This window comes from Cellulosimicrobium sp. TH-20, assembly GCF_002105775.1.
Classification (GTDB): domain Bacteria; phylum Actinomycetota; class Actinomycetes; order Actinomycetales; family Cellulomonadaceae; genus Cellulosimicrobium; species Cellulosimicrobium funkei.
Genome location: NZ_CP020857.1, coordinates 3,970,714 through 3,995,986 on the forward strand (window position 1 = coordinate 3,970,714; position 25,273 = coordinate 3,995,986).

Genomic DNA, 25,273 nt, shown 5'->3' on the forward strand with positions numbered 1-25,273 from the left:
GCTGTCCTGCGTCGTCGACCCGCACATGGTGGCACACTCGTGGCCGTTCCGTGAAGCCGGTGCGCCGACGCCGTCGGATCCCGGTCGCCCCAGGACGCCGCGCGACGCCGCGCGACGCCGCGGGCTCGCCCTCCGGGCGCTCCTGGCCGCCCGGCGCCGCCCCCGGGAAACGACGAGGCCCGCACCCCGGGCGGGGTGCGGGCCTCGTGCGGCGTGCGACCGGTCCCGTCAGGACGGGACCGGTGGGATCACTTGAGGGTGACCGTGGCGCCGGCGCCCTCGAGGGCAGCCTTGGCCTTCTCGGCCGTCTCCTTGTTCGCGCCCTCCAGGACCGGCTTCGGGGCACCGTCCACGAGGTCCTTGGCCTCCTTCAGGCCGAGGGACGTGAGCGCGCGCACCTCCTTGATGACCTGGATCTTCTTGTCGCCGGCAGCCTCGAGGATGACGTCGAACTCGTCCTTCTCCTCCTCGGCCGGGGCGTCGCCACCGGCGCCACCCGCGGGGGCGGCGACCGCGACGGCGGCGGGGGCGGCGGCGGTGACCTCGAAGGTCTCCTCGAAGGCCTTCACGAACTCGTTGAGCTCGATGAGGGTGAGGCCCTTGAACTGCTCGATGAGCTCGTCGGTGCTGAGCTTCGCCATGATGGCGTTCCTTTCGGTCGGTGCTCGGCAGCGGCCCGGGGCGGGCCTGCCAGAAGCGGGGTGTTGTGCTTGCGCTGCGTCGATCGCGGGACCGGGCGAGCCCGGTCACGGGATCAGGCGGCAGCGCCCTCCGATTCCTGCTTCTGACGCAGGGCATCGATGACGCGGGCGGCCTGGGCGGTGTTCGCGGTGAAGACGTAGGCAGCCTGGAAGAGCTTGGCCTTCATCGCGCCGGCCGCCTTGGCCAGCAGGACCTCGCGGGACTCGAGGTCCGCGAGCTTCGTGACCTCCGCGGCGGTCAGGGGGCGCCCGTCGAGGACACCGCCCTTGATGACCAGCGCGGGGTTCGCCTTGGCGAAGTCACGCAGACCCTTGGCTGCCTCGACCGGGTCCCCGGTGACGAAGGCGATGGCCGAAGGACCCTGCAGGTCGGCGTCGAGTCCCTCGACACCGGCCTCCTTGGCCGCGATGGCGGTCAGCGTGTTCTTCACCACGGCGTAGGTTGCGTTGCCGCTGAGCGACCGACGCAGCTGCTTGAGCTGCGCGACGGTGAGCCCGCGGTACTCGGTCAGCACGGCAGCGTTCGAGTCGCGGAACTTCTCCGAGATCTCGGCGACTGCGGCTGCCTTGTCCGGCCTCGCCATGGCAATCCTTCCGGTGGTGGTACCACCGGCGTCCGTCCCGGAACGAGAAAGAGCCCCGCGCAGGCGCGGGGCTCGCAGTCGCACGCGCGGCGGGACCGGGCGGACGTCGTCGATTCGCTACCTGCGCTGGCCTCCGCCTCGTGGGCGGGACTTCGGTCCGTCACGTCCTGCAGACGGAGTCTGCGGGCAGCGTCGGACGACCGGCGGTCTTGGGTACACGCTCATCGTACGGGACGACGGCGCGTGCTCCAAACCGCGGCCCGTGCCGTCAGAGCACCAGCGGGCCGAAGCAGACCAGCGGTACCGGCTCGGGCTCGTCGGCGACCGCCCGGGCGAGCGCCGTCCCCGGCATGGCGCCGTCGCGCAGCTCGGCGTGGAGCGACGGCATGACGCGCGCCGCGACGTCGTCGCGCAGCGGGGCCACGCTCGCGATCACCGCGCGGGCGCCGAGCCGCAGCAGGACGCTCGTCAGGCCGAGCGACTCGCCGCCGATGCGCGGCGTCGAGAGCCCCACCTCGCACGCCGACAGCACGACGACCACGCCGTGCAGGTCGGTCCCGTCGAGCTCGTGCGCGAACAGCGGGCCGTCGGCGAGCCGCAGCGACGAGAACAACGGGTTGTCGGTCTCGTGCGTGCCGTGCGCGGCCAGGTGCACGACCCCCGCGGTGCGCAGCCCGTCGACGACGGCCTCGCACGTCGCCTCCTCCCCCGCGAGCGCCTCGGCTCCCTCCCAGACGGACGCGACGAGCTTCGCCTCGGCGCCCGAGAAGCGCAGGCCCGGTCCGGCGACGACGAGCGCCTCGTCCGCCCGGCGCACCGGCTCGCCGACGCGCAGGTCCACCCACGAGTTCGCCCACGTGCGGAGCCCGCGCCGCGAGGGCAGCGAGGCCCACGGCAGCGCGAGCAGCAGGTCGCGCGCGGCGACGTGGAGGTCGCCGCCCGCCTCGAGCGGGACGACGAGCGCGTCGTCGAGCGCGGCCAGCGTCCGGGACAGCGAGCCGACCGCGGCCTCGCGCATGGGGACCGGGATGAGCACGTTCGACAGGACCGCGAAGTCCGCGCGCGCACGGCGCACCTGCTCGGCGACCGCCGCGCGCGACGCGAGGCGCACGAGCCGGGAGCCCCGGGCGCTGACGCGGACGGCGAGCACGTCGTCGCCGTCGAGCATGAGGTCGGCCACGACCGCGTCGGACCCGGCGTCGGCCAGCGTGGCGCGCAGCCGCCGCTCGGACGCGGGGACCGGGGCGGCGGCCCCTCCCCCGTGCTGCCAGGAGCGTCGTCGTGCGTCGTCCTGGAGGCGCCGCGCCGCCTGGAGGTGGTCCTGCCGGCGCGCGAGGCTGGCCGCGTCCGAGGGCGCCCCCAGCGCGCGGGCCGCCTCGACCTCGCGCCGGGCGGCGGCGAGGAGGTCCGCGAGGACCGGGTCCGCGGGCGGGCGCACGCGGCCCGTCCCGGCGAACGCCGCCCGGCCACGCTCGACGGCGTCGAAGATCGTCCCGGGGCGCCGGGTGCGCAGCGCCGCCTCGACGTCGACGTTGCCGAGCCGCACGCCGTGCACCGCGGACGCCGTCACCGCGTCCACGGACCCCAGCCGCGCGCGGTGGTCCGCGAGCGCCGCCTGGCCCCGCCGCACGGCGCGCACGCCGGCACGCCGGTCGCCCGCCACGAACGCGAGCTGCGCGAGGACCGCCTCGTGCTGGAGCCGGACGGGGAGCGGCGCGCGGCCGAGCCGCGGGGGCACGGCCCGCAGGACCTCCTGCGCCCCGCGCACGTCGCCCGCGGACACGAGCCACTCGACGGCGAGGAGCTGCGCGGGGACCTTGATCCCGAGGCCCGAGACGCTGCCCAGGGTCTCGCCGTCGCGCGCGAGGTCGAGCGCCCAGGTCGCGTGCCGGCGGGCGCGCGCCGGGCCCACGGGTGTCGCGCGGTGCTCCGTGAGCGCCGCCTGGAGCTCCGCGACGCGGGCGCGCAGCACCCACGGCCTGTTGCCGAGGCGGTCGAACCGGCGCGACGCCGAGCGGGCGAGGCGCCGCGCCTCGGCGTACCGCCGCAGGCCGAGCACGACGCGCGACCGGACCAGCTCGACCTCCGCGAGGTCGCGCAGCATGCGGTAGCGGGAGAGGTGCTCGCGCGCCTCGCTCAGCGCCTCGTCCGCCTCCGTGAGCAGGCCGGCGTCGAGCAGCACCTGCGCGCGGTCGATGAGCCCGACGGCGGCGTGCCGGTCCGGCGCCTGCGCCGCGGCCTCGTCCATGGCGCGCAGGGCGACCGGCAGGTCGCCGCGCAGGTACTCCGCGTACCCGAGGTTGTGCCGGGCCTTGGACACCAGGAGCTGGTCCCCGAGCGCGGTGGCCCGGTGGACGGCGTCGTCGAGGTCGCGGCTCGCCCCCTCGGCGTCTCCGAGCTCGAGGCGCAGGGAGCCGAGGTTGAGCAGCAGGACGGCCGCGTCGAGGGGGCGCGCGTCGTCGATGACCTCGGCCGCCGTCTCCATCTCGTCCAGCGCGGCGGCGACGTCGCCGGTCCGCAGCCGCAGGAGCCCGCGCTGCGACCGTACGACGAGAGCCAGGTCGCGCCTGGCCAGCGCGGCGCCGCGCGCCTCGACCTCGGCGAGCCGTTCGTAGGCGCCGTCGACGTCGCCCGTCAGCTCGAACTCGGCGAGCGCGAGCCCCAGCAGGGCGCGCGCGGCCAGGTAGGCGTCGTCCCGGCTCGCGCCCTCGCCCACGGCGTCGACGTCCTGGACGATCTGCGCGAACGCGCGGCTCGCGCGCCGGTGCTGGCCGCGCGCGTTCACGGCCTGCGCAGCGGCCAGCCGGGCCTCGAGCACCTCCCGGCCGCTGCGCACCACCGCTCATCACCTCATGCGTCGTCACCCGGGGTCGGGACCAGACCCGTCGCCAGGGTAATGGACGGCCACAGCCAGGCGCAGCGGTCCGGCGCGCCCTGGCCGGGCTGCAGGACGCCCGGGTCCGTCGGGTCGTCGGCGATCCGCTCGAGCAGGGACGCCGCGAGCTCGCCCGCGAGGACGGGCGCCGCGAACGACGTCCCGCTCCACGTCGCGAACCCGCCCTGGAACCCCTCGGGGTCGATCGTGGCGCGGTATCCCGGGCCCCACAGCTCCTGCACGTGGCGCGAGGGCGCGACGGCGCCGTCGATCGTGCGCGGGATCGTGGACACGAGGGCCGCGCCCGGGCGGGTGCACGTGATCCAGGGGCCGTCGTTGCTGAAGAGCGACACCGTCCCGTCGGGGTTCTCCGCACCGACCGTGAGGACCGGCGGCTCGTCGAGGAGCAGCGTCACCCCTTCGAGCGGGACGGGCGGCTCCGCCTTCCTGTTGATCCGCGGGGCGAATGCCGCCGGGTAGGTCGGGCGGGTCTGGCCGTCGTTGCCCGACGACACGACGACGATGACCCCGTACCGGCGCAGCGCGCGGATGAGCGCTCCGAACGGGGCGTCGAAGTCCGCGTCCTCCGGGCGCTCGTGGTAGTACCCGAGAGAGAGCACGAGGACGTCGATCGGCGCGTAGCCGTCGCGACCGGCCAGGCCGAGCACGTGCCACAGGAGCACGCGGCGCAGCGTCCGCAGCAGGTCGCGCTCGGGCACGATGCCCGACCCGCCGTAGAGGCGCGGGGCGAGGATGACGGCGTCCGGGCAGAGCTGGTGCACGAGGCCCGCGATGAACGTCCCGTGGCCCGCGACCGGGTCGAGCGGACCGGTCAGGGGCGAGACGGACACGCCGCCGATCTCCGGGTCCTCGTACGGGTACTCCGTCGGCGGGAGGGTCGACAGCGGCTGACCGAGCAGCTCGGGGTCGCGCACGACGATCGTGCCGCGCGTCTCGAGGTCGTCGTCGAACCACGGGTGCTCGCCGACGCCGGTGTCGAGCACGGCGACGACGGGGCGACGGACGCCGTCGCCCGCGACCCACGGCGTGTCCCCCGCGGGCAGCGCACGGCGCGGCACGGGCCCGATCCAGCTCACGGGCGTGCGGCCGCCCGAGCCCGGCAGGGAGTACTCCGCGGTGCCCGCGAAGGGGTGCGGCTGCGTGTAGGGATGGGGCTGGGTGTACGGGTGCGGCTGCGTGTAGGGATGGGGCTGGGTGTACGGGTGCGGCTGCGTGTACGGGAACGGCTGGGTGTACGGCTGGCCGCCGATGAACGGGGTCGGCGCGACCATGTGGTCGAGCGCGAGCCGCGGGCTGTGCCGGTCGTCCGGGCACAGTCGTCCGCTCAGCTCCTCGACGAGGCGCCAGGCGTCGGGGAGCTCCCCCTGCGTGTCGTCGCGGTAGCGCAGACGCACGGAGTAGCCGAACGTGCGGAGCAGGTCGGTCGTCGTCTCCGGGTCGAGGTCGGCCTCGCGCACGAGCTCGGCGTCGTCGATGCTCTCCTGCTGCACCTCCACGCGAAGGCGGAGGCGCTCGGCCGCGCGCTCGAGCCACCGCAGGGAGCGGTTCCCCTCGCGGTCGAACGGCGACTCGGGGATGAGGATCCGGTCGCCCACGTACCAGGTCGGGTGCGGGGACTGCTGCCCGGCGCGACGCTGCGCGGCGACCGGGTCGATCGTGCGGGTGCGCCACTGGAGCCGGCTCGGCCGGTCACCGAAGAAGCCGGGGTCCGCCGCGGCGGGGGGTTCAGGGGTCTCGCTCACGTGCTCCTCCTCGGGAGATGACGTTCGTCCGGTGCCGCGCGCGTCGTCGTCGACGGGCGGCCGCCCGCGCACCGCTGCGCGGGGAAGGGTTGCTGGTGGTCCTGCGGTCGGTGGGCCGCGGGCGTCGCCCGCGGCCCACCGGGTGCTAGAGCTCGACGACCGGCGTGCTCACGGCACCGCCGGCGCCGTCGGCGCGGCGGACCACGAGGCTCGCCGGGCCGCGGTCGACGGCCTCGAAGACGAAGCGGCCGTCGTCGTCGCTCGTCGTCTCGCTCACCACGCCGGGGCGGTGCAGCTCGACGCGCAGCGCCGTCGCGGGGGCGGCCCAGCCGTCGATGCGGATGCGACCGTCGTCCGTCGGGGACAGCGAGATCATCACCGTGACGGACTCGGACGTGAACGTGATCGTGCGCGCCTCGACCGGCGGCGCGTCGCCGCGCACGGACGTCGCGGGGGCCTGGACGTACTCCAGCTCCATGACCTCGGCCTCGAGCCCGGCGAGCGTGATCGCGAAGAGCGACCGCTCGACGAGGCCGTCCGGGACGGGGTCGATCTCCTCGGCGATCCGCGCGAGGTCGGCCAGGAGGGCGAGGTCGACGGCGTCGAGCGGCTCGTCGGGGCTGTGCGTCGGCTCGGTGCTCATGATACTTCCCACGGTTCCCCCTGGTCGTCGATGATGTCGCGCAGCTTGGCGAGGCAGCGGCCCCGCGTGGAGCCGATGCTCCCGACGGGCATGCCGATGGCGGCCGAGATGGCCTTGTAGTCCGGACGGTCGGCGAGCGACACGAGGTGCAGGAGCTGGCGGCAGCGTTCCGGCAGCCGGTCGAGCGCGGCCCAGAGGGAGCGGTCGCGCTCGTTGCGGAGCACCTCGACGTCCGGCGTCGGGTCGCCCGACGGGAGCTCGGGGACGCCCTCGTCGGTGTCGTCCGGGAGCTCGGTGCGCCGTCGGGCCTCGTCGCGGTGCTTGCGCACGGCCTCCCAGGCTGCGCGCTTGGCCGTGATGAGCAGCCACTTGAGGACGGCGTGCGGCTCCTTGATGGTCATCGCGTTGCGCACGAGCGCGACCCACACCGTCTGGACGAGGTCGTCGGCCTGCTCGCGCTCGACGCCCTGCGCGCGCACCGTGTGCCACAGGAGGGGGGACGCCTCGCGGACGAAGTCCCCGAGCGCCTCCGGGCGGCCGTCGCGGTACTCCAGGAGCGCGAACGCGCCCCGGTCCCCCAGGCTGAGGCCCGGTTCGCCGGTGTCGGCCACCTCGTCGGTCGTTCTGGTCATGGGGCGCACTGTCCTCGGCACGCTCGTCCGGTCAGGCATCAGCGGGGGGTCCCCGGAAGCGCCTGATTCTACGGCCGGGCCGGTGGGGTCGACAACCATCGTCACTGGTCACACCCCTCCCGGCTCGTGCGGTTGCGTCGCATCTCGTCCCTCCGGCACACGGGCGGGAGCGTCTGGTCGGCGCTCCTCCACCCGGACGAGAGGGGCGGACCGCCCGTCTGATACATCGCGGTCGGTTCCGTCCGGACCGGTCCCGGTCCGGGACCCGCACCGGCGGACCCGTCCGGATCGCGCACCGCTCCGAACCCGGGGCGACGCGCGGAGAGGCCGCGCGACCACCGAGCGGAGACCACCATGACCTCGTCCCCGAACCGCCTGCTCGCAGCCGTCTTCGGCACCGTCTACCTGCTGGTCGGCCTCGCCGGCTTCGTCGTGACGTCGGGGGTCGGCTTCGCCGCCACCGAGGGCCGCAACCTCCTGCTGTTCGAGGTGAACCCCCTGCACAACATCGTCCACCTCGGCATCGGGGCGGCGCTGCTGCTCGCGTCGCGCAGCGTCCGGGCCGCGCGCGGCACGAACGTCGCGATCGGCGCGGTGTACCTCCTCGTCGGCGTGGTGGGGCTGTTCCTCGTCGACACCGGCGCCAACATCATCGCGCTCAACGGCGCCGACAACGTGCTGCACCTCGCCAGCGCGCTGCTGCTCCTCGGCGTCGGGCTCGCCGCGGACCGCGAGGACGCGGGCCGCGCCGTCACGGCATGACGACGCCCGTCCCGACCCGCCGCGTCGGCGCCGCGCTCGCGCTGCTCGGCGCCGGGATCGTCGACCTCGGGCTCGTCCGGGGCGCGTTCCCGGCGCCGTCCGGCCTGCTCGCGCTGGCCACCGGGGCCGGGGAGCTCGTCGTCGCGCTCGTGCTCCTCGCCCGCGGACCGCGGCCCGGGCGCCCGACGGCGGTCCCGCGCCTCGGGATCGCCCTGCTCCTCGTCGCGACCGTCGCCGGGGTGGCCGTGCCCGTCGTGTCCGGCGTGCCGCTCTCCGCGGGTGCGGCCGCCGCGGCCGCCCTGCGGGTCGCGTCGGCGTGCGTCCTCGCCCGACCGGCGCGCGTCCCCGCCGACGGCCCGCCGCCGCGCGCCGGGGCGCGGCTCGTCGCGCTCTTCTCGGTGTCCGTCGTGGTCGCCGCCGTCGCGACGTTCGGTCTCGGCGGGACCGACGCCGCGCGGCACGCCGTCCCGCACGGGTCCCACCTGCCCGCCCTGGGGCACCTGCCGGGTCACGGCCAGGCCCACGACGGCGGCCCCGGCACCGCGCCGTGAGGGCCCGACGGCGGCTGCGCCCGGAGCGGCGCCACGCCTCCCGGAGGGTACGAGTTCTCCCGTAACCGCGGGGCCCGAAGTTCCGGGGAATCCCTCATGCCGCGCGGCGGGCACCGGGCCTAGCGTCGGGAGCGACCCCTGCACCCACACCGCGGGTGCGGACCGGCGAGGCGCGACGACGCGCCCCGCACGAGCACGAGGAGCACCTCCGTGAGAACAGTCCTCCCCGGCCGCACGCGCGGCCTCACCGGGCGCGCGCTGCGCGCCCTCGCCTCCGTCGTCGCCGCGGCGACCGTCGTCGCGGGCGGCGCGCTCGCCGCCGCGCCCGCGACCGCCGCGGCGCCGTCCGCCGCCCCCGCCGCTCCCGTGAGCGCCGCCGCGCCGTCGGGCAGCACGCAGTGGCTCACCGGCTACTGGCACAACTTCGACAACGGCTCCGTGACGATGCGCCTGTCCGAGGTCCCCCAGGCGTACAACCTCGTGGCGATCGCGTTCGCGGACAACCTCGCCGGGACCCCCGGCGGCATCACGTTCAACCTCGCGAGCGCGGAGCTCGGCGGCTACACCGAGGCCCAGTTCAAGGCAGACGTCGCGGCCATCCGGGCCCAGGGCCGCAAGGTCGTCATCTCCGTGGGCGGCGAGAAGGGGAACGTCATCGTCTCGAACGCGACCGAGGCGAAGAACTTCGCCGACACCACGTACGCGCTCATGCAGAAGTACGGGTTCGACGGCGTCGACATCGACCTCGAGCACGGCATCAACGCCACGTACATGTCGAGCGCCCTCCACCAGCTCGCGGCGAAGGTCGGTCCGAGCCTGATCCTCACCATGGCGCCGCAGACGATCGACTACCAGGCGACGAGCATGGGGTACTACCAGCTCACGCTCGCGATCAAGGACATCCTCACGATCGTCAACACCCAGTACTACAACTCCGGCTCGATGATGGGCTGCAACCAGCAGGTCTACTCGCAGGGCACGGTCGACTTCCTCACCGCGCTGACCTGCATCCAGCTCGAGATGGGCCTGCGCCCCGACCAGGTGGGCATCGGCGTCCCGGCCGTGCCGCGCGCCGCGGGCGGCGGCTACCAGCCGCTCGCGAACGTCGTCAAGGCCGTCGACTGCCTCGAGGTCGGCACCGGCTGCGGCGCCTTCGAGCCCGCGAAGCCGTACGGCAAGATCGGCGGCGTCATGACCTGGTCGATCAACTGGGACAAGACCAACGGCTACCAGGTCGCGTCCGTGATCGGCGGCCGCCTCGCGAGCGGTCCGACCACGCCCACGGAGCCGACCAACCCCACCGAGCCGACCAACCCCACCAACCCGACGAACCCCACCAACCCCGGGACCTGCACCGCGACCGCGTGGTCGGCCTCCGCCGTCTACACCGGTGGCGCCCGCGTCTCCCACCAGGGCCGCACCTACGAGGCCAAGTGGTGGACCACCAACGAGAACCCCGCGCAGAGCGGGCAGTGGGGCGTCTGGAAGGACCTCGGCGCCTGCTGACCCGGCCGGCGCACCCTCGGGCGACCTGCTGAGACGACGACGGCGCGGCACCCTGGTCGGGTGCCGCGCCGTCGTGCGTGGTGCGGACGGAGGACCGTCCGCGGGGAGGACTGCCGTCAGGCGGCGTCGTCCTCGAGCAGCTTCGTCGTCTTGGACTGGTCCAGCGGGATGCCGGGGCCCATCGTCGTCGTCAGCGTGGCCTTGGTGATGTACCGGCCCTTCGAGGACGACGGCTTGAGACGCAGGACCTCTTCGAGAGCCGCCGCGTAGTTCTCCACGAGCGCCTTCTCGTCGAACGAGACCTTGCCGATGATGAAGTGCAGGTTGCCGTGCTTGTCGACACGGAACTCGATCTTGCCGCCCTTGATGTCCGACACGGCCTTCGCCACGTCCATCGTCACGGTGCCGGTCTTCGGGTTCGGCATGAGACCACGGGGGCCCAGCACCTTGCCCAGACGACCGACCTTGCCCATGAGGTCCGGCGTCGCCACGGCGGCGTCGAAGTCGGTGTACCCACCGGCGACCTTCTCGATCAGGTCGTCGCCGCCGACCTCGTCGGCACCGGCCGCACGGGCCTCCTCCGCCTTCGCCGCGTTCGCGAAGACGATGACGCGGGCGGTCTTGCCCGTGCCGTGGGGGAGGTTGACCGTGCCACGGACCATCTGGTCCGCCTTGCGCGGGTCGACACCGAGGCGGAACGCGACCTCGACGGTCGCGTCGTACTTCACGGTCGACGTCTCCTTGGCGAGACGGATCGCCTCGAGCGGCGCGTAGAGACGCTCGCGGTCGATCTTCTCCTCGGCGTTGCGGTACGCCTTGCTGCGCGTTGCCATCTGCTTCTCCTTCTGCAGTCGTGGTCAGCGGGTCCGCGCGGACCCTGCCACTGCCGCCCACGGTCGTGGACGGACACTTCCGATGTTGCCACGCTCGGCCCGACGCATCGTCTGCTCGGGCCGAGCGCCGCTCACGCTCCGGCAGGACTCGCTGGCGCTCGTCCTACCTCCGCGCTCGCTCTGCTCAGCCCTCGACAGTGATGCCCATCGAGCGGGCCGTGCCGGCGATGATCTTCGACGCGGCGTCGAGGTCGTTCGCGTTGAGGTCCTCGAGCTTGGTCTGGGCGATCTCGCGCACCTGGTCCGCGGTGATCTTCGCGACCTTGGTGGTGTGCGGCGTCGCCGAGCCCTTCTGCACGCCCGCGGCCTTCTTGATGAGCTCCGCCGCCGGCGGGGTCTTCGTCACGAAGGTGAACGAGCGGTCCTCGTAGACCGTGATCTCGACGGGGATGACGTTGCCGCGCTGCGACTCGGTCGCCGCGTTGTAGGCCTTGCAGAACTCCATGATGTTCACACCGTGCTGACCGAGCGCGGGGCCGATCGGCGGCGCGGGCGTCGCCGCACCGGCCTGGATCTGGAGCTTGATGAGGCCGGAGACCTTCTTCTTGGGAGGCATGACTCTTCCCTGGCTTTCTTCTCGTGGGCCGACGCCGTGGGCGATGACCCGGTTGCAGTACTGCGCTCACGCGGGGCGGCTCGGGCCGCCCGCGCGTCAGATCTTGGCGACCTGGTTGAACGACAGCTCGACCGGGGTCTCCCGGCCGAAGATGGAGACGAGGACCTTGAGCTTCTGGTTCTCGACGTTGATCTCGGAGATCGTGGCGGGCAGCGTGTCGAACGGGCCGTCCGTGACGGTGACCGACTCGCCGACCGTGAAGTCGACCTCGACGGGAGCCTTCGCCGCGGCCTGCGCGGGCTTGCCGGCCTCCGGGGCGGGGGTGAGCATCGGCGCGAGCATCGAGAAGACCTCGTCGAGCGTCAGCGGCACCGGCTGGTGGGTGTGCCCGACGAAGCCGGTGACACCGGGCGTGTGGCGTACGGCGCCCCACGACTCGTCGGTGAGGTCCATGCGCACGAGGACGTAGCCGGGGATGCGCACGCGTCGGACGATCTTCTTCTGCGCGTTCTTGATCTCGGCCACCTCCTCCATGGGGACCTCGATCTGGAAGATGTAGTCCTCCATGTTCAGGCTCTGGATACGGTTCTCCAGGTTGGCCTTCACACGGTTCTCGTAGCCCGCGTAGGAGTGGATGACGTACCAGTCGCCCGGCTGCGAGCGCAGCGTGCGCTTGAACTCCGCGACCGGGTCCTCGATGACGTCGCCGTCCTCGTCGGCCGGGCGGACCTCGTCGGCCTCGTCGTCGTCCGACGGCTCGTCGTCGTCCGACGCGTCGTCGGTCTCGTCAGCGGCGTCGTCCGTCGCGTCGTCGTCGGCCTCGTCAGCGGCGTCGAGGGCCTCGTCGGCTCCGTCGACCGCCGGGACGTCCGTGGTCTCGTCGACGTCGTCCTGGGCACCCTCGGGCTGCGTCGGGTCGACGTTCTCCGTCTGGTCCAGCGACTCCTGGGACACGAACGAACCTGCTTTCTCAACGAACTGCTCGAAGACTTCTTCTGGAAGCGCCGACGGCGCCCCGAGAGGCGCCGGCTGCCGTGCTGACCCGGCCTGGCCGGGGAAGGTCGTGCGCTAGCCGAAGACCCACCGGACGGCCTGGCCGATCCCCAGGTCGAGGACGGTCACGAACGCCATGACCACGACCACGAAGACGAGGACCACCGTCGTGTAGGTGATGAGCTCGGACCGCGTCGGCGTGACGACCTTGCGGAGCTCGGCGACCACCTGGCGCACGAACAGGGCGATGCGCGCGAAGACGTTGGGCTTCTTGTCCGCGGACGGACCGCCCTTCTTCTTCACCTCGTCGGCGCGTGCACCGCCTGCGCCCACGGCCTCTGACGGCGATTCGCTCACTCGATCTTCCCCATCGCTCACGTACGGGACCTGCTCGAACCCTCGGTGCGACCCGGTGTCGGGCCGCGCGCGGATCCCGGGAAGGTCCCGCGAGAGCCACGCCGTGCAGGGTAGACAGGACTCGAACCTGCAACCTGCGGTTTTGGAGACCGCTGCGCTACCAATTGCGCCACTACCCTTCGTGCCGACGGCGCCTCGCACGGCCTCGCTCCCCGGACGAAAGTCGTCTCACGGGCGCGGACCAGCGTGGCGGGCGTCAACCACCGAGGGATCACTGTACGCGACGCGGCGCCCCTGGTCGAACCACCGTCCACCGATCGGTGGACACGAGGTCCGGACGAACGGGCGTCGCGGGCCGGGGCCCCGCGCCGACACGCTGGTCCCATGACGACGACACCCCTCCCCGCCGGCCCCCGCGGCGCCGGCTCCGGCCCCGGCGCCGGCGCCGGGCAGAGCGGACCGGCCGTGGACGTGCGCGGCCTGCGCAAGCGCTACGGCCCCAAGCAGGCCGTGGACGGCATCGACCTGCGCGTCGAGCGCGGCGAGATCTTCGCGGTCCTCGGCCCCAACGGCGCCGGGAAGACCACCACGGTCGAGATCCTCGAGGGCTTCCGCCGCCGGGACGCGGGCGAGGTCCGCGTGCTCGGTGAGGACCCCCAGTCCGCGGGCCGCGCCTGGCGCTCGCGCCTCGGCGTCGTCCTCCAGGACTCGCGCGACCAGGCCGAGCTCACGGTCGCCGAGCTCGTCCGGCACTTCGCGACGTTCTACCCGACGCCGCGGGACCCCGACGAGGTGATCGACGCCGTCGGGCTGCGGGAGAAGGCCCGCACGCGCACGCGCCAGCTCTCCGGCGGGCAGCGCCGACGGCTCGACGTCGCGCTGGGGATCGTCGGCCGGCCGGAGCTGCTGTTCCTCGACGAGCCCACGACGGGGTTCGACCCCCAGGCCCGCCGCGCGTTCTGGGCGCTCGTCCGGTCGCTGCGCGAGGACGGCACGACGATCCTGCTCACCACGCACTACCTCGACGAGGCGGCCTACCTGGCCGACCGCGCGGCCGTCGTGCGGTCGGGGCGGGTCGTCGCGCTCGACGCGCCCGACCGTCTCGGGGGCGCGGAGGCGCGCCGCCCCGTCGTGCGGTGGCTCGACGGCGGCACCCGGCGCTCCGAGCGCACGGACTCCCCCACGGCGGTCGTCGCGGCGCTCGCCGCGCGGTACCCCGACGGCGAGGTCCCCGGGCTCGAGGTGACACGCCCGAGCCTCGAGGACGTCTACCTCGAGCTCATCGGCGAGCCGGCCGCGTCGAGCGACCCGGCGCCCGCCCCCGACCGGCCCGGCGCACCCGCCGCGGCCCGCACGCCCGACGACGCGACCGTCGTCGTCCCCGAGGAGGCCCGACCGTGACCGTCGCCCCGACCACGCGCGCACCGCGCGCCGCCCTGCCCGGGCCCGCCCGCCTCGGCGTCGAGCGCACGCGCGCCGAGCTGCGCGGGTTCTTCCGCGAGCGCGACGCGGTCGTCTTCATCTTCACGTACCCGCTCATCATGCTCGCGATCTTCGCGACCGTGTTCGACGGGCAGGACCAGGGCGACGCGGGCTACTCCGTGCCCTTCGCGCAGTACTTCCTGCCGGGGATGATCGCGACGGGCGTCATGCTCACGAGCTTCCAGTCGCTCGCGATCTCGATCGCGGTCGAGCGCGACGACGGCGCGCTCAAGCGCCTGCGCGCGACCCCGCTGCCCGCGTCGGCGTACTTCTACGGCAAGGTGGGCCTGGTCCTCGCGACCTCGATCGTGCAGACGGCGCTCCTGCTGCTCCTCGCGGCCGTCGTGTACGACGTCCCGATGCCCTGGGACATGCCCGACGCCGCGACCCGGCTCACGACGTTCGCGTGGGTGTTCGTGCTCGGGTGCGCCGCGGGCGCCGTGTGCGGGGTCGCGTTCTCGTCGCTGCCGCGCTCGGGCCGGTCCGCGACGGCGGTCGTCACGCCCGTCGTGCTCGTGCTGCAGTTCATCTCCGGGGTCTTCTTCGCGTTCTTCGCGCTGCCCGCGTGGATGCAGACCGTCGCCTCGGTGTTCCCGCTCAAGTGGATGGCGCAGGGCATGCGCTCGGTCTTCCTCCCCGAGCAGGCCGCGGCGCTCGAGCCGTCCGGGTCGTGGCAGCACGGCGCGACCGCTGCTGTACTGGTCGCATGGCTGGTCCTGGGGCTCGTGGTGGGCGCGCGGTCGTTCCGGTGGCGGCGCCGTGACGACGGCTGACCCGCCGTCGCCCGCGGGCGGGCTCCCGGCAGCCGGGGACCGGGCCGGGGGCGAGGACGGGGCCGGGGACGGTGCGGCCACGGCCCAGCTCGACGGCACGTGGGCGCGCGACGTGCGCTGGTGGGACGTGGCGTTCTACGTCATCGTCGTGCTCAGCGCGCTCGCGCTGCTCACCGCGGGCGTCGCCGGCACGGCCCTGCTCGTGTCGCTCGCCGCGCTCGGGACGATCCTCCTGGCCTACCTCGCGTGGGGGCGGCGCGCGGCCCGCACGCGCGCCCAGGTGCCGGCGCACCTCTACCTCGTCGTCGCGATCGCCGGGACGCTCGTCGTCGTCGGGCAGGACGCGCTCGGCACGCTGCTGCTGTTCGCCGTCTTCACGCAGATCTGGATGCTCTCGGAGCACCTCTGGGCGCAGGTCGTGCTGTGCGTCGTGCTCGCGGCGGGCACCGCGCTCGCGCTCGCGTTCGACCCGGCGACGGGGCGCGTCGAGCCCGACGAGCTCGCGAGCGCCGCGCCGCAGATGGGCGTCGCGCTCGCGTTCGCGCTGAGCCTCGGGCTGTGGACGGCGCACACGATGCGGCAGTCGGAGCGGCACGCGCGCCTCGTCGACGCGCTGCGCGCGACGCAGGCCGAGCTCGCGCGCTCGCACCACGAGGCGGGCGTGCTCGCGGAGCGCGAGCGGGTCGCCCAGGAGATCCACGACACGCTCGCCCAGGGGTTCACGAGCGTCGTCATGCTGGCGCAGGCCGCGGGCGCCGACCTGGACCGGGGCGCCCCGGACGCGGCGCGCGAGCGCCTCGCGCTCGTCGAGTCGACGGCGCGCGACAACCTCGCCGAGGCCCGCGCGTTGGTCGCGGCCTCCGCGCCGGCCCCGCTGCAGGGCAGCACGCTCGGGGAGGCGCTGCGCCGCCTCGCGACGCGCTTCACCGAGGAGACGGGGACGCGCACGGAGCTCGCGGCCGACGACGTCCCGGGGCTGTCGAGCGCCGAGGAGGTGGTCCTGCTGCGCTCGGCCCAGGAGGCGCTGACGAACGTGCGGCGCCACGCCGGGGCGGGCGCGGTGCGGGTCGTGCTGCGCCGCGACGCGGACGGGACCCTCCTGGAGGTGTGCGACGACGGTCGCGGGCTGCCCGCCGACGCGGCCGAGGGCTACGGTCTGCGAGGCATGCGCGAGCGCGTCGCCGCGGAGGGCGGCAGCCTCGAGGTCGGGCCCGCGCCGGGCGGGGGCACGCGCGTCGCGGTGCGGCTGCCCGCGACGGGCGTGGGCACGGGCCGGACGGCCCCGACGAGGCGAGGAGCGGTGCGGTGACGAGGACGACGGGCCGGGACGGCGCGGTGCGGGTGCTCGTGGTCGACGACCACCCGGTCGTGCGCTCGGGCATCGTGGGGATGCTGGCCGCCGAGCCCGACCTCGCGGTGGTCGGGGAGGCGGGCGACGGCGCGCAGGCGGTGGAGCTCGCGCGCGAGCTGGCGCCCGACGTCGTCCTCATGGACCTGCGGATGCCCGTGCTCGACGGCGTGGGCGCGACCGCGGCGATCCTCGGTGCACCGGGCCGTGGGCGCAGGGCGGCGGGGCCGCGCGTCGTCGTGCTGACGACCTACGAGACCGACGCCGACATCCTGCGGGCCGTCGAGGCGGGCGCCACCGGCTACCTGCTCAAGGACACGCCGCGCGAGGAGCTCGTCGCGGGCGTGCGCGCCGCGGCGCGGGGGCAGACGGTGCTGGCGCCGAGCGTCGCGACGCGGCTCGTGACGTCGGTGCGCGGGACGGAGCGGCTCACGGACCGGGAGGTCGAGGTGCTGCGGCTCGTGGCCCGCGGGCTGTCGAACGCGGCCGTCGGACGCGAGCTGTTCATCGCCGAGGCGACCGTGAAGACGCACCTGCTGCGGGCCTTCGCCAAGCTCGGCGTGGACGACCGCACCGCCGCCGTGACGGTCGCGATGCAGCGCGGGTTCCTCCCCGGGGCGTGACGCGCGCGGGCGCCGTCGGCACCCCGACCTGCGGCGGGACCTGCGCCGCAGTCGTCCCGCGCCCGACGGCGGGCGCCGGGCGCTCGTGACAGACTCCCGCTGTGCGAGACCTGGCGACGCTCCCGAAGGCCCACCTGCACCTGCACTTCACGGGGTCCATGCGGCCCGACACGTTGCGCGACCTCGCCACGCAGTACGGCGTGCGGCTCCCCCACGCGCTCGTCGACGGCGACCCGCTGCGCCTGCCGCCCACCGAGCGCGGCTGGTTCCGGTTCCAGCGCCTGTACGACGCGGCGCGCGCGTGCGTGCGGTCCGAGGCCGACATGCGGCGCATCGTGCTCGAGGCGGCGCAGGACGACGCCGCGGAGGGGTCGGGGCGACTCGAGATCCAGGTGGACCCGACGTCCTACGCGCCGTTCGTCGGGGGCATCACCCCGGCCGTGGAGATCGTGCTCGACGCCGCCCGGTCCGCGAGCGCCGCGACGGGGACGGAGGTCGCGGTGGTCGTCGCGGCGTCGCGCACGCGGCACCCGCTCGACGCGCGGACCCTCGCGCGGCTCGCGGCGCAGTACGCGGGCGAGGGCGCGGGCGAGGTCGTGGGGTTCGGTCTGAGCAACGACGAGCGGCGCGGGGACACGGCCGAGTTCGCGCGCGCGTTCGCGATCGCGCGACGGGCGGGGCTCGCGTCGGTGCCCCACGGCGGCGAGCTCTTGGGCCCCGGCCACGTGCACGAGGTCGTGCGCGAGCTGGTCCCGGACCGCCTGGGCCACGGGGTGCGGTCGGCGGAGGACCGGCGCGTCCTCGACGACGTGGTGGACCGGGGGATCGCGCTCGAGGTGTGCCCGGCGTCGAACGTCTCGCTCGGCGTCTACGAGGAGGCGGGGCAGGTCCCGCTCGGCGCGCTCGTCGACGCGGGCGCGCAGGTCGCGCTCGGCGCGGACGACCCGCTGCTGTTCGGGTCCCGGCTCGTCGGGCAGTACGAGACGGCGCGGCGCGAGCACGGGTTCTCCGACGCGGAGCTCGCCGACCTCGCGCGGTCGTCGATCCGAGCGAGCCGGGCGTCGTCGGGCACCAAGCGACGGCTGCTCGCGGGCGTGGACGACTGGCTCGCGGCGGGCTGACGCCCGCGTGCGCGCGGGCCGCCGGAGATCGGCGGACCGCCGCGTGGGGTCACGCGCGCGTCGCGACGACGAAGACGCGACGGAACGGCAGGAGCGTGCCTGCGCCGCGCTCCGGGTACGCGTCCCGCAGCGCGGCGGCGTACTGCACGACGAACGCGTCGCGCAGGTCGTCGGGGAGGGCCTGGAGCACCGGACGGGCGCCCGTCGCGGAGACCCAGCGCAGCACGGGGTCCGGGCCGTGGAGCACGTGGAGGTACGTCGTCTCCCAGGCGTCGACGGCCCAGCCGAGCGTGGTCAGCGCGTCCAGGTAGACCTCGGGGTCGTGCGCCGCGGGGCGCTCGACGCCCGCGGCGTGCGTCGCGTACGGGGGTCGGGCGGCGAGCTCGCGCAGGAGCCGGTGGCTCGGCGCGTCGTGGTTGCCGGGGACGGAGAACGCGAGCGCGCCGTCCGGGGCGACGTGGTCGGCGAGCCGGGGAAGCAGGTCGAGGTGGCCGGGCACCCACTGGAGCGTCGCGTTGCTCACGACGACGTCGGCGGGCGCGGGCGGCGCCCACGAGCGCACGTCCGCGAGCTCGTACCGCACCCAGGGGGCGGACGCGTCGCGCCGGGCGGTGGCCACCATGGCCGGCGACGCGTCGATCCCGGTGATCGCGGCGTCGGGCCAGCGTGCGTGCAGGAGCGGGGTCAGGTGGCCGGGGCCGGACCCGAGGTCGACGACCGTGCGCGCGTCGACGGGGACGCGTGCCACGAGGTCGGCCATCGGGCGCGTGCGCTCGTCGGCGTGGCGGAGGTAGAGGGCAGGGTCCCAGTCGCGTGGCATGACGGCTCCGTCCGGTCGCAGTATCTAGACGTCAACAATCTTGACATCAAGATACACACGTCCTCCCGGCTCGTCGCGCGGACTCTCATGTGCGTCTCATCCGGCTCTCCGATACTGGGTCCATGACTCGCCGGACCGTCGCGTGGCTCGTGGGGGCGCTCGTGCTCGTCCTCGCCGGCGCCGCCGCGGCGGGCGCGCTCGCCGCGCGGCCGCAGGACCGCGACGTCGGCGTGGCCGTCGTCGTGACGCCCGCTCCCCCGGCCGCGACCCCGACGACCCCGGCCCCCACGCCCAGCCCGACCGACGACGACGGCGACGACGACGGCGACGGCGACCCGGACGACGACCGCGTCACGCCCGCCCCGCCGTCGAGCGACGACGACCGGGACGACGACTCGGACGACGACTCGGGCGACGACCCCGACGACGACGCGACCGACGACCAGGACGACGATCGCGACGGCCCCGACCGGGGCGACGGGTGAGGCGCCGGGCGCGCGGCGCGGGGCTCACGGTCCGCACCCGGATGCTCGCGGCGTTCCTCGGCCTGTCCGCCCTCGCGCTGCTCCTCGCGGGCGGCGCGGCGTGGTTCCTGCAGCGCGGCCAGCTCGACGCGCGCATCGACGAGAGCCTCGTGCGGAGCGCGAACGAGCTCCGGCGGATCGCGGGCTCCGGCGTGAACCCCGTGACGGGCGAGCCGTTCCGGTCCGCCGAGGACGTCGTCGTCGCGTCGATCCAGCTCACCGTGCCCGCCCAGAACGAGGGCGTGCTCGGGCTGCGCGAGGGTCGCACGCCGCTCGTGTCGCAGCAGGACGTGCGCCTGCGCCTCGAGGAGGACGCCGAGCTCGTCGCCGCGCTGTCGCCGCTCGTGGCGGGCGACCACGTGGTGCTGCGCTCGGTCGGGACGGCGACCGCGGACTACCGCGCGCTCGTCGCACCTGTGCGCGCGACCGGGGCGGACGGCGCCGGGCCCCCCGCGGCGCTCGTCCTCGCCTACGACCGCTCGGCGGAGCACGCCGAGTTCGCCCAGGTCTTCCGCACGTACGCCGTCGTCGCGCTCGGCGCGCTCGTGCTCATCGGCGTCGTCGGCTGGGTCGTGGCCGGCCGGCTCCTGCTCCCGATCCGCACGCTCTCGCGCACCGCGCAGCGCATCGGCGAGACCGACCTCTCCGCGCGGATCCCGGTCACGGGCAACGACGACCTCTCCGACCTGTCCCGCACCGTGAACGGCATGCTCGACCGGCTCGAGGGCGCGTTCGACTCGCAGCGCCGGCTCATCGACGACGTCGGGCACGAGCTGCGCACGCCCCTCACCGTGGTGCGGGGTCACCTCGAGCTCATGGACCCGCACGACGCGACCGACGCGACCGAGACGCGCGACCTCGCGCTCGACGAGCTCGACCGCATGAACCGCCTCGTGGACGACCTCGTGACGCTCGCGACCGCCGGGCGCCCGGACTTCGTGCGCCCCCTCGACACGGACCTCGGACGGCTGCTCGACGACGTCCACGACAAGGTCCGCACGCTCGGCGACCGGCGGTGGCTCGTCGACGCGCGCGCGGACGTCGCGGTGCGGGCCGACGCGCAGCGCCTCACGCAGGCGCTCCTCCAGCTCGCGGCCAACGCGGTGAAGTTCTCGGCGCCCGGGTCGGCCGTCGCGCTCGGCTCGGCCGTGTCCGACGACGGCGCGCGCGTGCGCGTCTGGGTCCGCGACGAAGGCGTCGGGATCGCCCCCGAGCAGCAGGAACGGATCTTCGAGCGGTTCGCGCAGGCCACCACGCCCGGCGCGGCGCACCCCGAGGGCGCCGGGCTGGGGCTCGCGATCGTCGCCGCGATCGCCGACGGCCACGGCGGCCGCGTCCACGTCGCCTCGACGCCCGGCGTCGGGTCGACGTTCACGCTCGACCTGCCGCTCGTGCCGGTCCCCGGGCAGGCCGCCGGGCCGGCCGGCGACGCCGCGGCCCCGTACGGGGCCACCGCGCCGACCGCACCCACGGCGCCGTCCGCCGCGACCCCCGAGCTGCCGCCGGACACGCCGGACGCGCGGCCGAACGACCCCGGGTCGGGCTCCGAGACCCGCACCCGGACCGGCACCGACAACGGCACCCAGAGCAGCACCGAGAACGACACCGACCCCGACGGAAGGACCACCCGGTGAGCCAGATCCTCGTCGCCGAGGACGAGACCCGCATCGCGTCGTTCGTGGCCAAGGGGCTGCGCGCCGCGGGCTACGCGAGCACCACGGTCGCGACGGGCCGCGAGGCGTTCGACCTCGCGAGCAGCGGCGACTTCGCGCTCCTCGTGCTCGACCTCGGCCTGCCGGACCAGGACGGCTTCACCGTGCTGCGCCGGCTGCGGGAGACCGGGAACGCGATCCCCGTCATCATCCTCACGGCGCGCACGTCCGTCACGGACACCGTCGCCGGGCTCGAGGGCGGCGCCGACGACTACATGGCCAAGCCGTTCCGCTTCGAGGAGCTCCTCGCGCGCATCCGGCTCCGACTGCGCAGCGAGCCCGCGGGCGAGGTCACGGTGCTCACGCACGGCGCGCTGAGCCTGGACCTGCGCACGCGGCGGGCCCGGACGTCGGACCGCGAGGTCGACCTCTCCGCGCGCGAGTTCGCGCTCGCCGAGGCGTTCCTGCGCAACCCCGGGCAGGTCCTCAGCCGCGAGCAGCTCCTGTCGCGCGTGTGGGGGTACGACTTCGACCCCGGCTCCAACGTCGTCGACGTGTACGTGCGGTACCTGCGCAACAAGCTCGGCGCGGAGCACTTCGTCACCGTGCGCGGGATGGGCTACCGCCTCGCGGACGCGCCACGGCGCTCCTGAACCGACGACGACGCCCGCCCCGGAGGCCGGGGCGGGCGTCGTGCGGGCGCGGGCGGCGAGGCCCGGGCCCGGTCAGGTCGCGGACTGCGGCGACGGCGGGGTCACCGGGCTGGCCGGCGTGCTCGCCGTCTGCGCGGTGCCCGCGGTGTCGGCCGTCGGGGCGGTGCTCGCGGTGTTCGCCGTCTGGCTCGTCACGGCGGAGGCCGCCTTCGTGGGCGACGCGGACGTGTTCGCGGAGCCCGCGGTGACCGTCGTGATCGACGTCCCGTTCTGGACGTCCGTCGGGCTCGGGGTGGCCGACGCGGTCGCCCCGGCCGTCGCGGCCGTCGCGGCGTCGGACGTCGTCACCTCGACCGACGGGGAGACGACCGCCTCGTCGGGGGCGTCGAGCGCGCCCTGGGCGGCGGCCATCGTGGCCCCGAGACCGACCGCGCCGAGCGCCCCGGTGACGATCCATGCGCTGCGTGCCTTCATGGTGCTTCTCCTTCGTCCGATGGTGCGCACGACCCCTCGGCCGTGCAGGTCTCGAGCCTCCCGCTCACGCGTGAGAGGCCGAGGAGGTCGTCATGAGAGTGCTCTCAGGAACCGGCAGCAGCCCGTCGGCGACCGCGAGCCAGGCCTCCGCGAGCTCGCGCGAGCCCGCGCCCGGCACGAGGGACAGCACGACGCCCGCGGCCCGGGCGCGCAGGCCCGCCGGGTCGACGGCGGTCCCGAACACCGCGAGGCACCGCTCGACGAGCCCGCCCACGCCCCCGTACACGGTCGGCGCGAGCGCGGGCAGGACGGCGAGGTGCCCGACCAGGCACGCGAGGTCGTCCACGCGGTGGCCCGGCCCGAGCGTGTCCACGTCGAGCAGCGCGGCCACGCGCGGCCGGGCCGTCGCCCCCGGGACGTCGACGGCGTCCGCGCCCGCGGCGAGCAGGACGTTCGCCTCGTAGAAGTCGCCGTGCGTCGCGACGACGGGGCCCGGGTCGCGCGTCGCGACCGCGTCCCCGACCGCGCGCGCCACGCGCCGCACCCGCCCGGCGTCGAGCCCGTGGACCGCGAGCGCCGACGTCGCGTAGTGCTCCACGCGCTCCGCCCACGCGGGTCGACGGCGCAGCGTCGTCGCGCGCTCCGGCAGCGCGTCGAGCGCACGGAGCAGCTCGCGCGGGTCGATCGCGTCGGGCTGCGCGGCCGGCCCCGACGCCGCGAGGTGCTGCGCGAGCGACGGGCCGCGCGCCTCCTCGAGGACCACGAGGCCGTCGTCGTCCCGGGCGAGGCACCGCGGGGCGCGCACGGCCCCGTCCTGGAGGAGGTCGTGGCGGCGCGCGAGCGCGCGCGCCCGGCCGGGCCGGACGACCTTGACGTAGAGCGTGCGGGAGGGCGTCCGGACGCGGAGCACCGCGCGCCGCAGCGGCCGGTAGGCGACCATCGCCACGGACTCGACGGACTCGCCCGGGGCGAGCACGCCCGCGTCGTCCAGGCGGCGCGTGAGCCCGGGTGCGTCGCACGCCGCGGCGAGCGCTGGCAGCGCCGGGTCGGCCGGGTGCCGCCACACGTGCACGACGCGCGGCCCGTCCTCCAGGCGCGCGACGCCCGGCCCGACGGCGTCGGGCGGCAGGGGCGCCGTCGTGGCGAGCAGGTACGCGGTCGCGTCGACGGTCGCCACCGCCCCGCCGGGCCGCGCCGGGAGCGTGCGGCGCGCGACGACGTCGTACCCGACGGTGACCTCCGCGCCGGGGCGCGCGTGCACCTGGTGCACGCGCCACGTGCCGAGCGCGGCGCCGTCGGCCCCGAGCGCCGCGTCGAGGAGGCCGCCCGCGTCGGGACCGGTGAGCAGGTCGAGCCAGGCGCGCTGGTCGGGGACGGCGGGGGCGATCGTCATGCGCCCAGGGCACCGTGCGCGCGTGGAACGGGGGTGAGAGCGCGATGAGAGTCCTCTCATCGAGTCTGCACCAGGCCGCCCGGCCACCCTTGACCCGCGGGCGGGTCCGTGGGAATGTATCGATGTGTTGATACAAAGTGTCTCCGAGGAGCCGGACGGGGTCGATCTGTTCTTCCCCGCCGCGTACGACCTGCTGTGGAGCGTCGTCGCCCTCGCCGCGCTCGCGGGCGTCGGCGCCCTCGTCGTGCTCGCCGTGCGCGCGCTGACGCGCGAGCCGGCACCCGCCCTGCACGGGCTCGCGGACGGCGACCCGGTGCGGCGCGCCGCCCGACGGCACGCGACGACCGTCAGCGTCGCCGCGGCGACCGCCGCCGCGCTCGTGGGCGCCGTCCTCGTGCAGGCCGTGGCGACCGCCGTCGGCGGCCTCGCGGAGGGCGTGCTCGTGGGGCTCTCCCCCGCGCTCGTCGGCCTGGCGTTCCTCGGGGCGCACGCCGTCGGCGAGCGCACCTGGCCGCGCCAGCGCACGGCGGTCCGGGCGGCCACGCTGCGCCCGCGCACGGTGTCCGACGTCGCGCCGCGCGGCCTGCGCCGCCTCACCTGGGCCCTCGGTGCCCTCGTGCTCGTGCTCACCGTCGTCGGCGGCCTCACCGCCGGGGCGGACGGGCGGTCCGTGACGCGCGTGCTGGGCGACGTCACGTCCACAGCCGGCCCCTACCCCGGGTGGTTCTACGGCGCGTGGCTCGCCGCCGGCGGGGTGCTGCTCGTGGCCGGCGCGGAGGGCGTGCTCCGGCTGGTCGCGCGCCGCCCCGCCGTCCCGCGCGTCGAGCCCGGGTGGGACCTCGCGCTGCGCCGCGCGTCCGCGCACCGCGTCCTGCGCGGCACCCAGCTCGCGCTCGGGCTCACCGCGGCCGGCACGCTCGCCTACGGTGCGAACGCCGCCGCCCGGGCGGGCTACCCCGGGGCGGTCGTGCTCGTGGTCGTCGCCGTCGTGATCGCCCTCGTGGCGGTCGCCGTCGGCGTGCGTCCCGCGCCCGACCCCGACGCGGAGGTCGCCGCCCCGGCGTCCGCGGGGCACGGGCGTCGCGATGGGTGAGCTGCGCGTCGAGATCGACCTGCGCACCGGCCTCGCCCCGTACGAGCAGATCCGGAGCCAGGTCGTCGCGCACGTCGCGGCCGGGCGGCTGCGCGTCGGGGACCGCCTCCCCACGATCCGCGCGCTCGCGACGGACCTCGGTCTCGCCCCCGGGACGGTGGCCCGCGCCTACCGGGAGCTCGAGGCGGCCGGGGTCGTCACGACGCGTCGCCGGGCCGGGACCGTCGTGGCCGACGGCGTCTCCCCCACGGACGTCGCCGCGCGCCACGCCGCGCACGAGCTCGTGCGCACCGGCCGCGAGGCCGGGCTGTCGGACGACGCGATCGTCGACGTCCTGCGCGGCGCGCTGCTCGACGCGCACCGCCCGGACCGGGGCGCGCCGCACTGACCACCGGCACCGACCGGCACGGACCACCGGCACGGACCACCGGCACAGACCGTGCGTCACGACCGGGTCACGATCCGCCGAGAACCGGCGCCGTCGTCCGACCGGGCGCGGCG

General features: G+C 75.4%; 26 protein-coding genes and 1 tRNA gene. 13 read left to right on the forward strand and 14 right to left on the reverse strand.

Annotation, left to right across the window (positions count from 1 at the left end):
* Positions 1-248: 248 nt before the first annotated feature.
* From rplL to B8281_RS17775, 6 genes are all read right to left on the reverse strand, one after another.
* Positions 249-641, reverse strand: coding sequence for a 50S ribosomal protein L7/L12 (rplL, locus tag B8281_RS17750; protein WP_024840305.1), 393 nt, complete (start codon positions 639-641; stop codon positions 249-251).
* A gap of 113 nt (positions 642-754) precedes the next feature.
* Positions 755-1,285 (reverse strand): 50S ribosomal protein L10, encoded by a 531-nt coding sequence (gene rplJ, locus B8281_RS17755; protein WP_024840304.1) that lies wholly within the window; start codon positions 1,283-1,285, stop codon positions 755-757.
* A 268-nt stretch (positions 1,286-1,553) separates the two neighbouring features.
* Positions 1,554-4,124 (reverse strand): CHAT domain-containing protein, encoded by a 2,571-nt coding sequence (locus tag B8281_RS17760; RefSeq protein WP_085388397.1) that lies wholly within the window; start codon positions 4,122-4,124, stop codon positions 1,554-1,556.
* Positions 4,125-4,135: 11 nt separating this feature from the next.
* On the reverse strand, positions 4,136-5,923 hold the full coding sequence (locus tag B8281_RS17765; protein WP_157446670.1) for a S8 family serine peptidase: 1,788 nt from the start codon (positions 5,921-5,923) through the stop codon (positions 4,136-4,138).
* 145 nt (positions 5,924-6,068) lie between these two features.
* The gene (locus B8281_RS17770; protein WP_034653625.1) at positions 6,069-6,566 is read right to left on the reverse strand and encodes a hypothetical protein; all 498 of its coding nucleotides are present in this window, start codon (positions 6,564-6,566) and stop codon (positions 6,069-6,071) included.
* Entirely contained in the window at positions 6,563-7,198 is a 636-nt protein-coding gene (locus tag B8281_RS17775) for an RNA polymerase sigma factor (RefSeq protein WP_085388399.1), read from the reverse strand. The genes B8281_RS17770 and B8281_RS17775 overlap by 4 nt, the downstream gene beginning before the upstream one ends.
* Before the next feature lie 354 nt (positions 7,199-7,552).
* On the opposite strand from B8281_RS17775, the gene B8281_RS17780 reads away from it, so the two are divergent.
* The 3 genes from B8281_RS17780 to B8281_RS17790 all read left to right on the forward strand — a co-directional run bounded on the left by B8281_RS17780 (position 7,553) and on the right by B8281_RS17790 (position 10,017).
* Positions 7,553-7,960 carry a DUF4383 domain-containing protein gene (locus tag B8281_RS17780; RefSeq protein ID WP_021483202.1) on the forward strand — a complete coding sequence of 136 codons (408 nt, stop codon included), beginning with the start codon at positions 7,553-7,555 and terminating at the stop codon, positions 7,958-7,960.
* Positions 7,957-8,511 (forward strand): hypothetical protein, encoded by a 555-nt coding sequence (locus tag B8281_RS17785; RefSeq protein ID WP_085388400.1) that lies wholly within the window; start codon positions 7,957-7,959, stop codon positions 8,509-8,511. The genes B8281_RS17780 and B8281_RS17785 overlap by 4 nt, the downstream gene beginning before the upstream one ends.
* A gap of 210 nt (positions 8,512-8,721) precedes the next feature.
* Positions 8,722-10,017, forward strand: a complete 1,296-nt coding sequence (locus tag B8281_RS17790) for a glycosyl hydrolase family 18 protein (protein ID WP_085388401.1) — start codon at positions 8,722-8,724, stop codon at positions 10,015-10,017.
* 116 nt (positions 10,018-10,133) lie between these two features.
* Here B8281_RS17790 and rplA read toward each other — a convergent pair whose 3' ends face one another.
* From rplA to B8281_RS17815, 5 genes are all read right to left on the reverse strand, one after another.
* Complete coding sequence (rplA, locus tag B8281_RS17795) at positions 10,134-10,850, reverse strand: 50S ribosomal protein L1 (protein WP_034653773.1); 717 nt, start codon at positions 10,848-10,850, stop codon at positions 10,134-10,136.
* Positions 10,851-11,034: 184 nt separating this feature from the next.
* Positions 11,035-11,466, reverse strand: coding sequence for a 50S ribosomal protein L11 (gene rplK / locus B8281_RS17800; protein ID WP_021482529.1), 432 nt, complete (start codon positions 11,464-11,466; stop codon positions 11,035-11,037).
* 96 nt (positions 11,467-11,562) lie between these two features.
* Complete coding sequence (gene nusG, locus B8281_RS17805; RefSeq protein WP_085388402.1) at positions 11,563-12,420, reverse strand: transcription termination/antitermination protein NusG; 858 nt, start codon at positions 12,418-12,420, stop codon at positions 11,563-11,565.
* Between the two features lie 114 nt (positions 12,421-12,534).
* Positions 12,535-12,816 (reverse strand): preprotein translocase subunit SecE, encoded by a 282-nt coding sequence (secE, locus tag B8281_RS17810; RefSeq protein ID WP_031316181.1) that lies wholly within the window; start codon positions 12,814-12,816, stop codon positions 12,535-12,537.
* 106 nt (positions 12,817-12,922) lie between these two features.
* Positions 12,923-12,995 (reverse strand) — tRNA-Trp (locus B8281_RS17815).
* Positions 12,996-13,200: 205 nt separating this feature from the next.
* Between B8281_RS17815 and B8281_RS17820 the strand changes: the two genes are divergently transcribed.
* The 5 genes from B8281_RS17820 (at position 13,201) to B8281_RS17840 (ending at position 18,163) form a co-directional block, all read left to right on the forward strand.
* Positions 13,201-14,217 (forward strand): ABC transporter ATP-binding protein, encoded by a 1,017-nt coding sequence (locus B8281_RS17820; RefSeq protein ID WP_085388403.1) that lies wholly within the window; start codon positions 13,201-13,203, stop codon positions 14,215-14,217.
* On the forward strand, positions 14,214-15,071 hold the full coding sequence (locus tag B8281_RS17825) for an ABC transporter permease (protein WP_043656145.1): 858 nt from the start codon (positions 14,214-14,216) through the stop codon (positions 15,069-15,071). Before B8281_RS17820 ends, B8281_RS17825 begins: the two co-directional genes overlap by 4 nt.
* Positions 15,058-16,380, forward strand: a complete 1,323-nt coding sequence (locus tag B8281_RS17830) for a sensor histidine kinase (protein ID WP_085388404.1) — start codon at positions 15,058-15,060, stop codon at positions 16,378-16,380. Before B8281_RS17825 ends, B8281_RS17830 begins: the two co-directional genes overlap by 14 nt.
* Positions 16,381-16,460: 80 nt before the next feature.
* A complete protein-coding gene (locus B8281_RS17835) occupies positions 16,461-17,042 on the forward strand; it encodes a response regulator transcription factor (RefSeq protein ID WP_051028257.1) in 582 nt (193 codons plus the stop codon).
* Positions 17,043-17,143: 101 nt separating this feature from the next.
* Entirely contained in the window at positions 17,144-18,163 is a 1,020-nt protein-coding gene (locus B8281_RS17840) for an adenosine deaminase (protein ID WP_034654722.1), read from the forward strand.
* A 49-nt stretch (positions 18,164-18,212) separates the two neighbouring features.
* Here B8281_RS17840 and B8281_RS17845 read toward each other — a convergent pair whose 3' ends face one another.
* A complete protein-coding gene (locus B8281_RS17845) occupies positions 18,213-18,983 on the reverse strand; it encodes a methyltransferase domain-containing protein (RefSeq protein ID WP_085388405.1) in 771 nt (256 codons plus the stop codon).
* 122 nt (positions 18,984-19,105) lie between these two features.
* Between B8281_RS17845 and B8281_RS17850 the strand changes: the two genes are divergently transcribed.
* The 3 genes from B8281_RS17850 to B8281_RS17860 are packed head-to-tail and all read left to right on the forward strand — an operon-like array spanning position 19,106 to position 21,812.
* Entirely contained in the window at positions 19,106-19,468 is a 363-nt protein-coding gene (locus B8281_RS17850; RefSeq protein WP_085388406.1) for a hypothetical protein, read from the forward strand.
* Positions 19,465-21,141 (forward strand): cell wall metabolism sensor histidine kinase WalK, encoded by a 1,677-nt coding sequence (locus B8281_RS17855; protein ID WP_232322611.1) that lies wholly within the window; start codon positions 19,465-19,467, stop codon positions 21,139-21,141. Before B8281_RS17850 ends, B8281_RS17855 begins: the two co-directional genes overlap by 4 nt.
* A complete protein-coding gene (locus B8281_RS17860; protein WP_034654727.1) occupies positions 21,138-21,812 on the forward strand; it encodes a response regulator transcription factor in 675 nt (224 codons plus the stop codon). The genes B8281_RS17855 and B8281_RS17860 overlap by 4 nt, the downstream gene beginning before the upstream one ends.
* Positions 21,813-21,884: 72 nt before the next feature.
* On the opposite strand, the gene B8281_RS17865 is transcribed toward B8281_RS17860, so the two are convergent.
* Together B8281_RS17865 and B8281_RS17870 are read right to left on the reverse strand one after the other, a co-directional pair.
* Complete coding sequence (locus B8281_RS17865; RefSeq protein ID WP_085388407.1) at positions 21,885-22,286, reverse strand: hypothetical protein; 402 nt, start codon at positions 22,284-22,286, stop codon at positions 21,885-21,887.
* A gap of 64 nt (positions 22,287-22,350) precedes the next feature.
* Positions 22,351-23,679, reverse strand: a complete 1,329-nt coding sequence (locus tag B8281_RS17870) for a hypothetical protein (protein WP_085388408.1) — start codon at positions 23,677-23,679, stop codon at positions 22,351-22,353.
* Between the two features lie 127 nt (positions 23,680-23,806).
* On the opposite strand from B8281_RS17870, the gene B8281_RS17875 reads away from it, so the two are divergent.
* Complete coding sequence (locus B8281_RS17875; protein WP_085388409.1) at positions 23,807-24,772, forward strand: hypothetical protein; 966 nt, start codon at positions 23,807-23,809, stop codon at positions 24,770-24,772.
* The gene (locus tag B8281_RS17880) at positions 24,765-25,160 is read left to right on the forward strand and encodes a GntR family transcriptional regulator (protein WP_085388410.1); all 396 of its coding nucleotides are present in this window, start codon (positions 24,765-24,767) and stop codon (positions 25,158-25,160) included. The genes B8281_RS17875 and B8281_RS17880 overlap by 8 nt, the downstream gene beginning before the upstream one ends.
* The last annotated feature ends 113 nt before the right edge of the window (positions 25,161-25,273 follow it).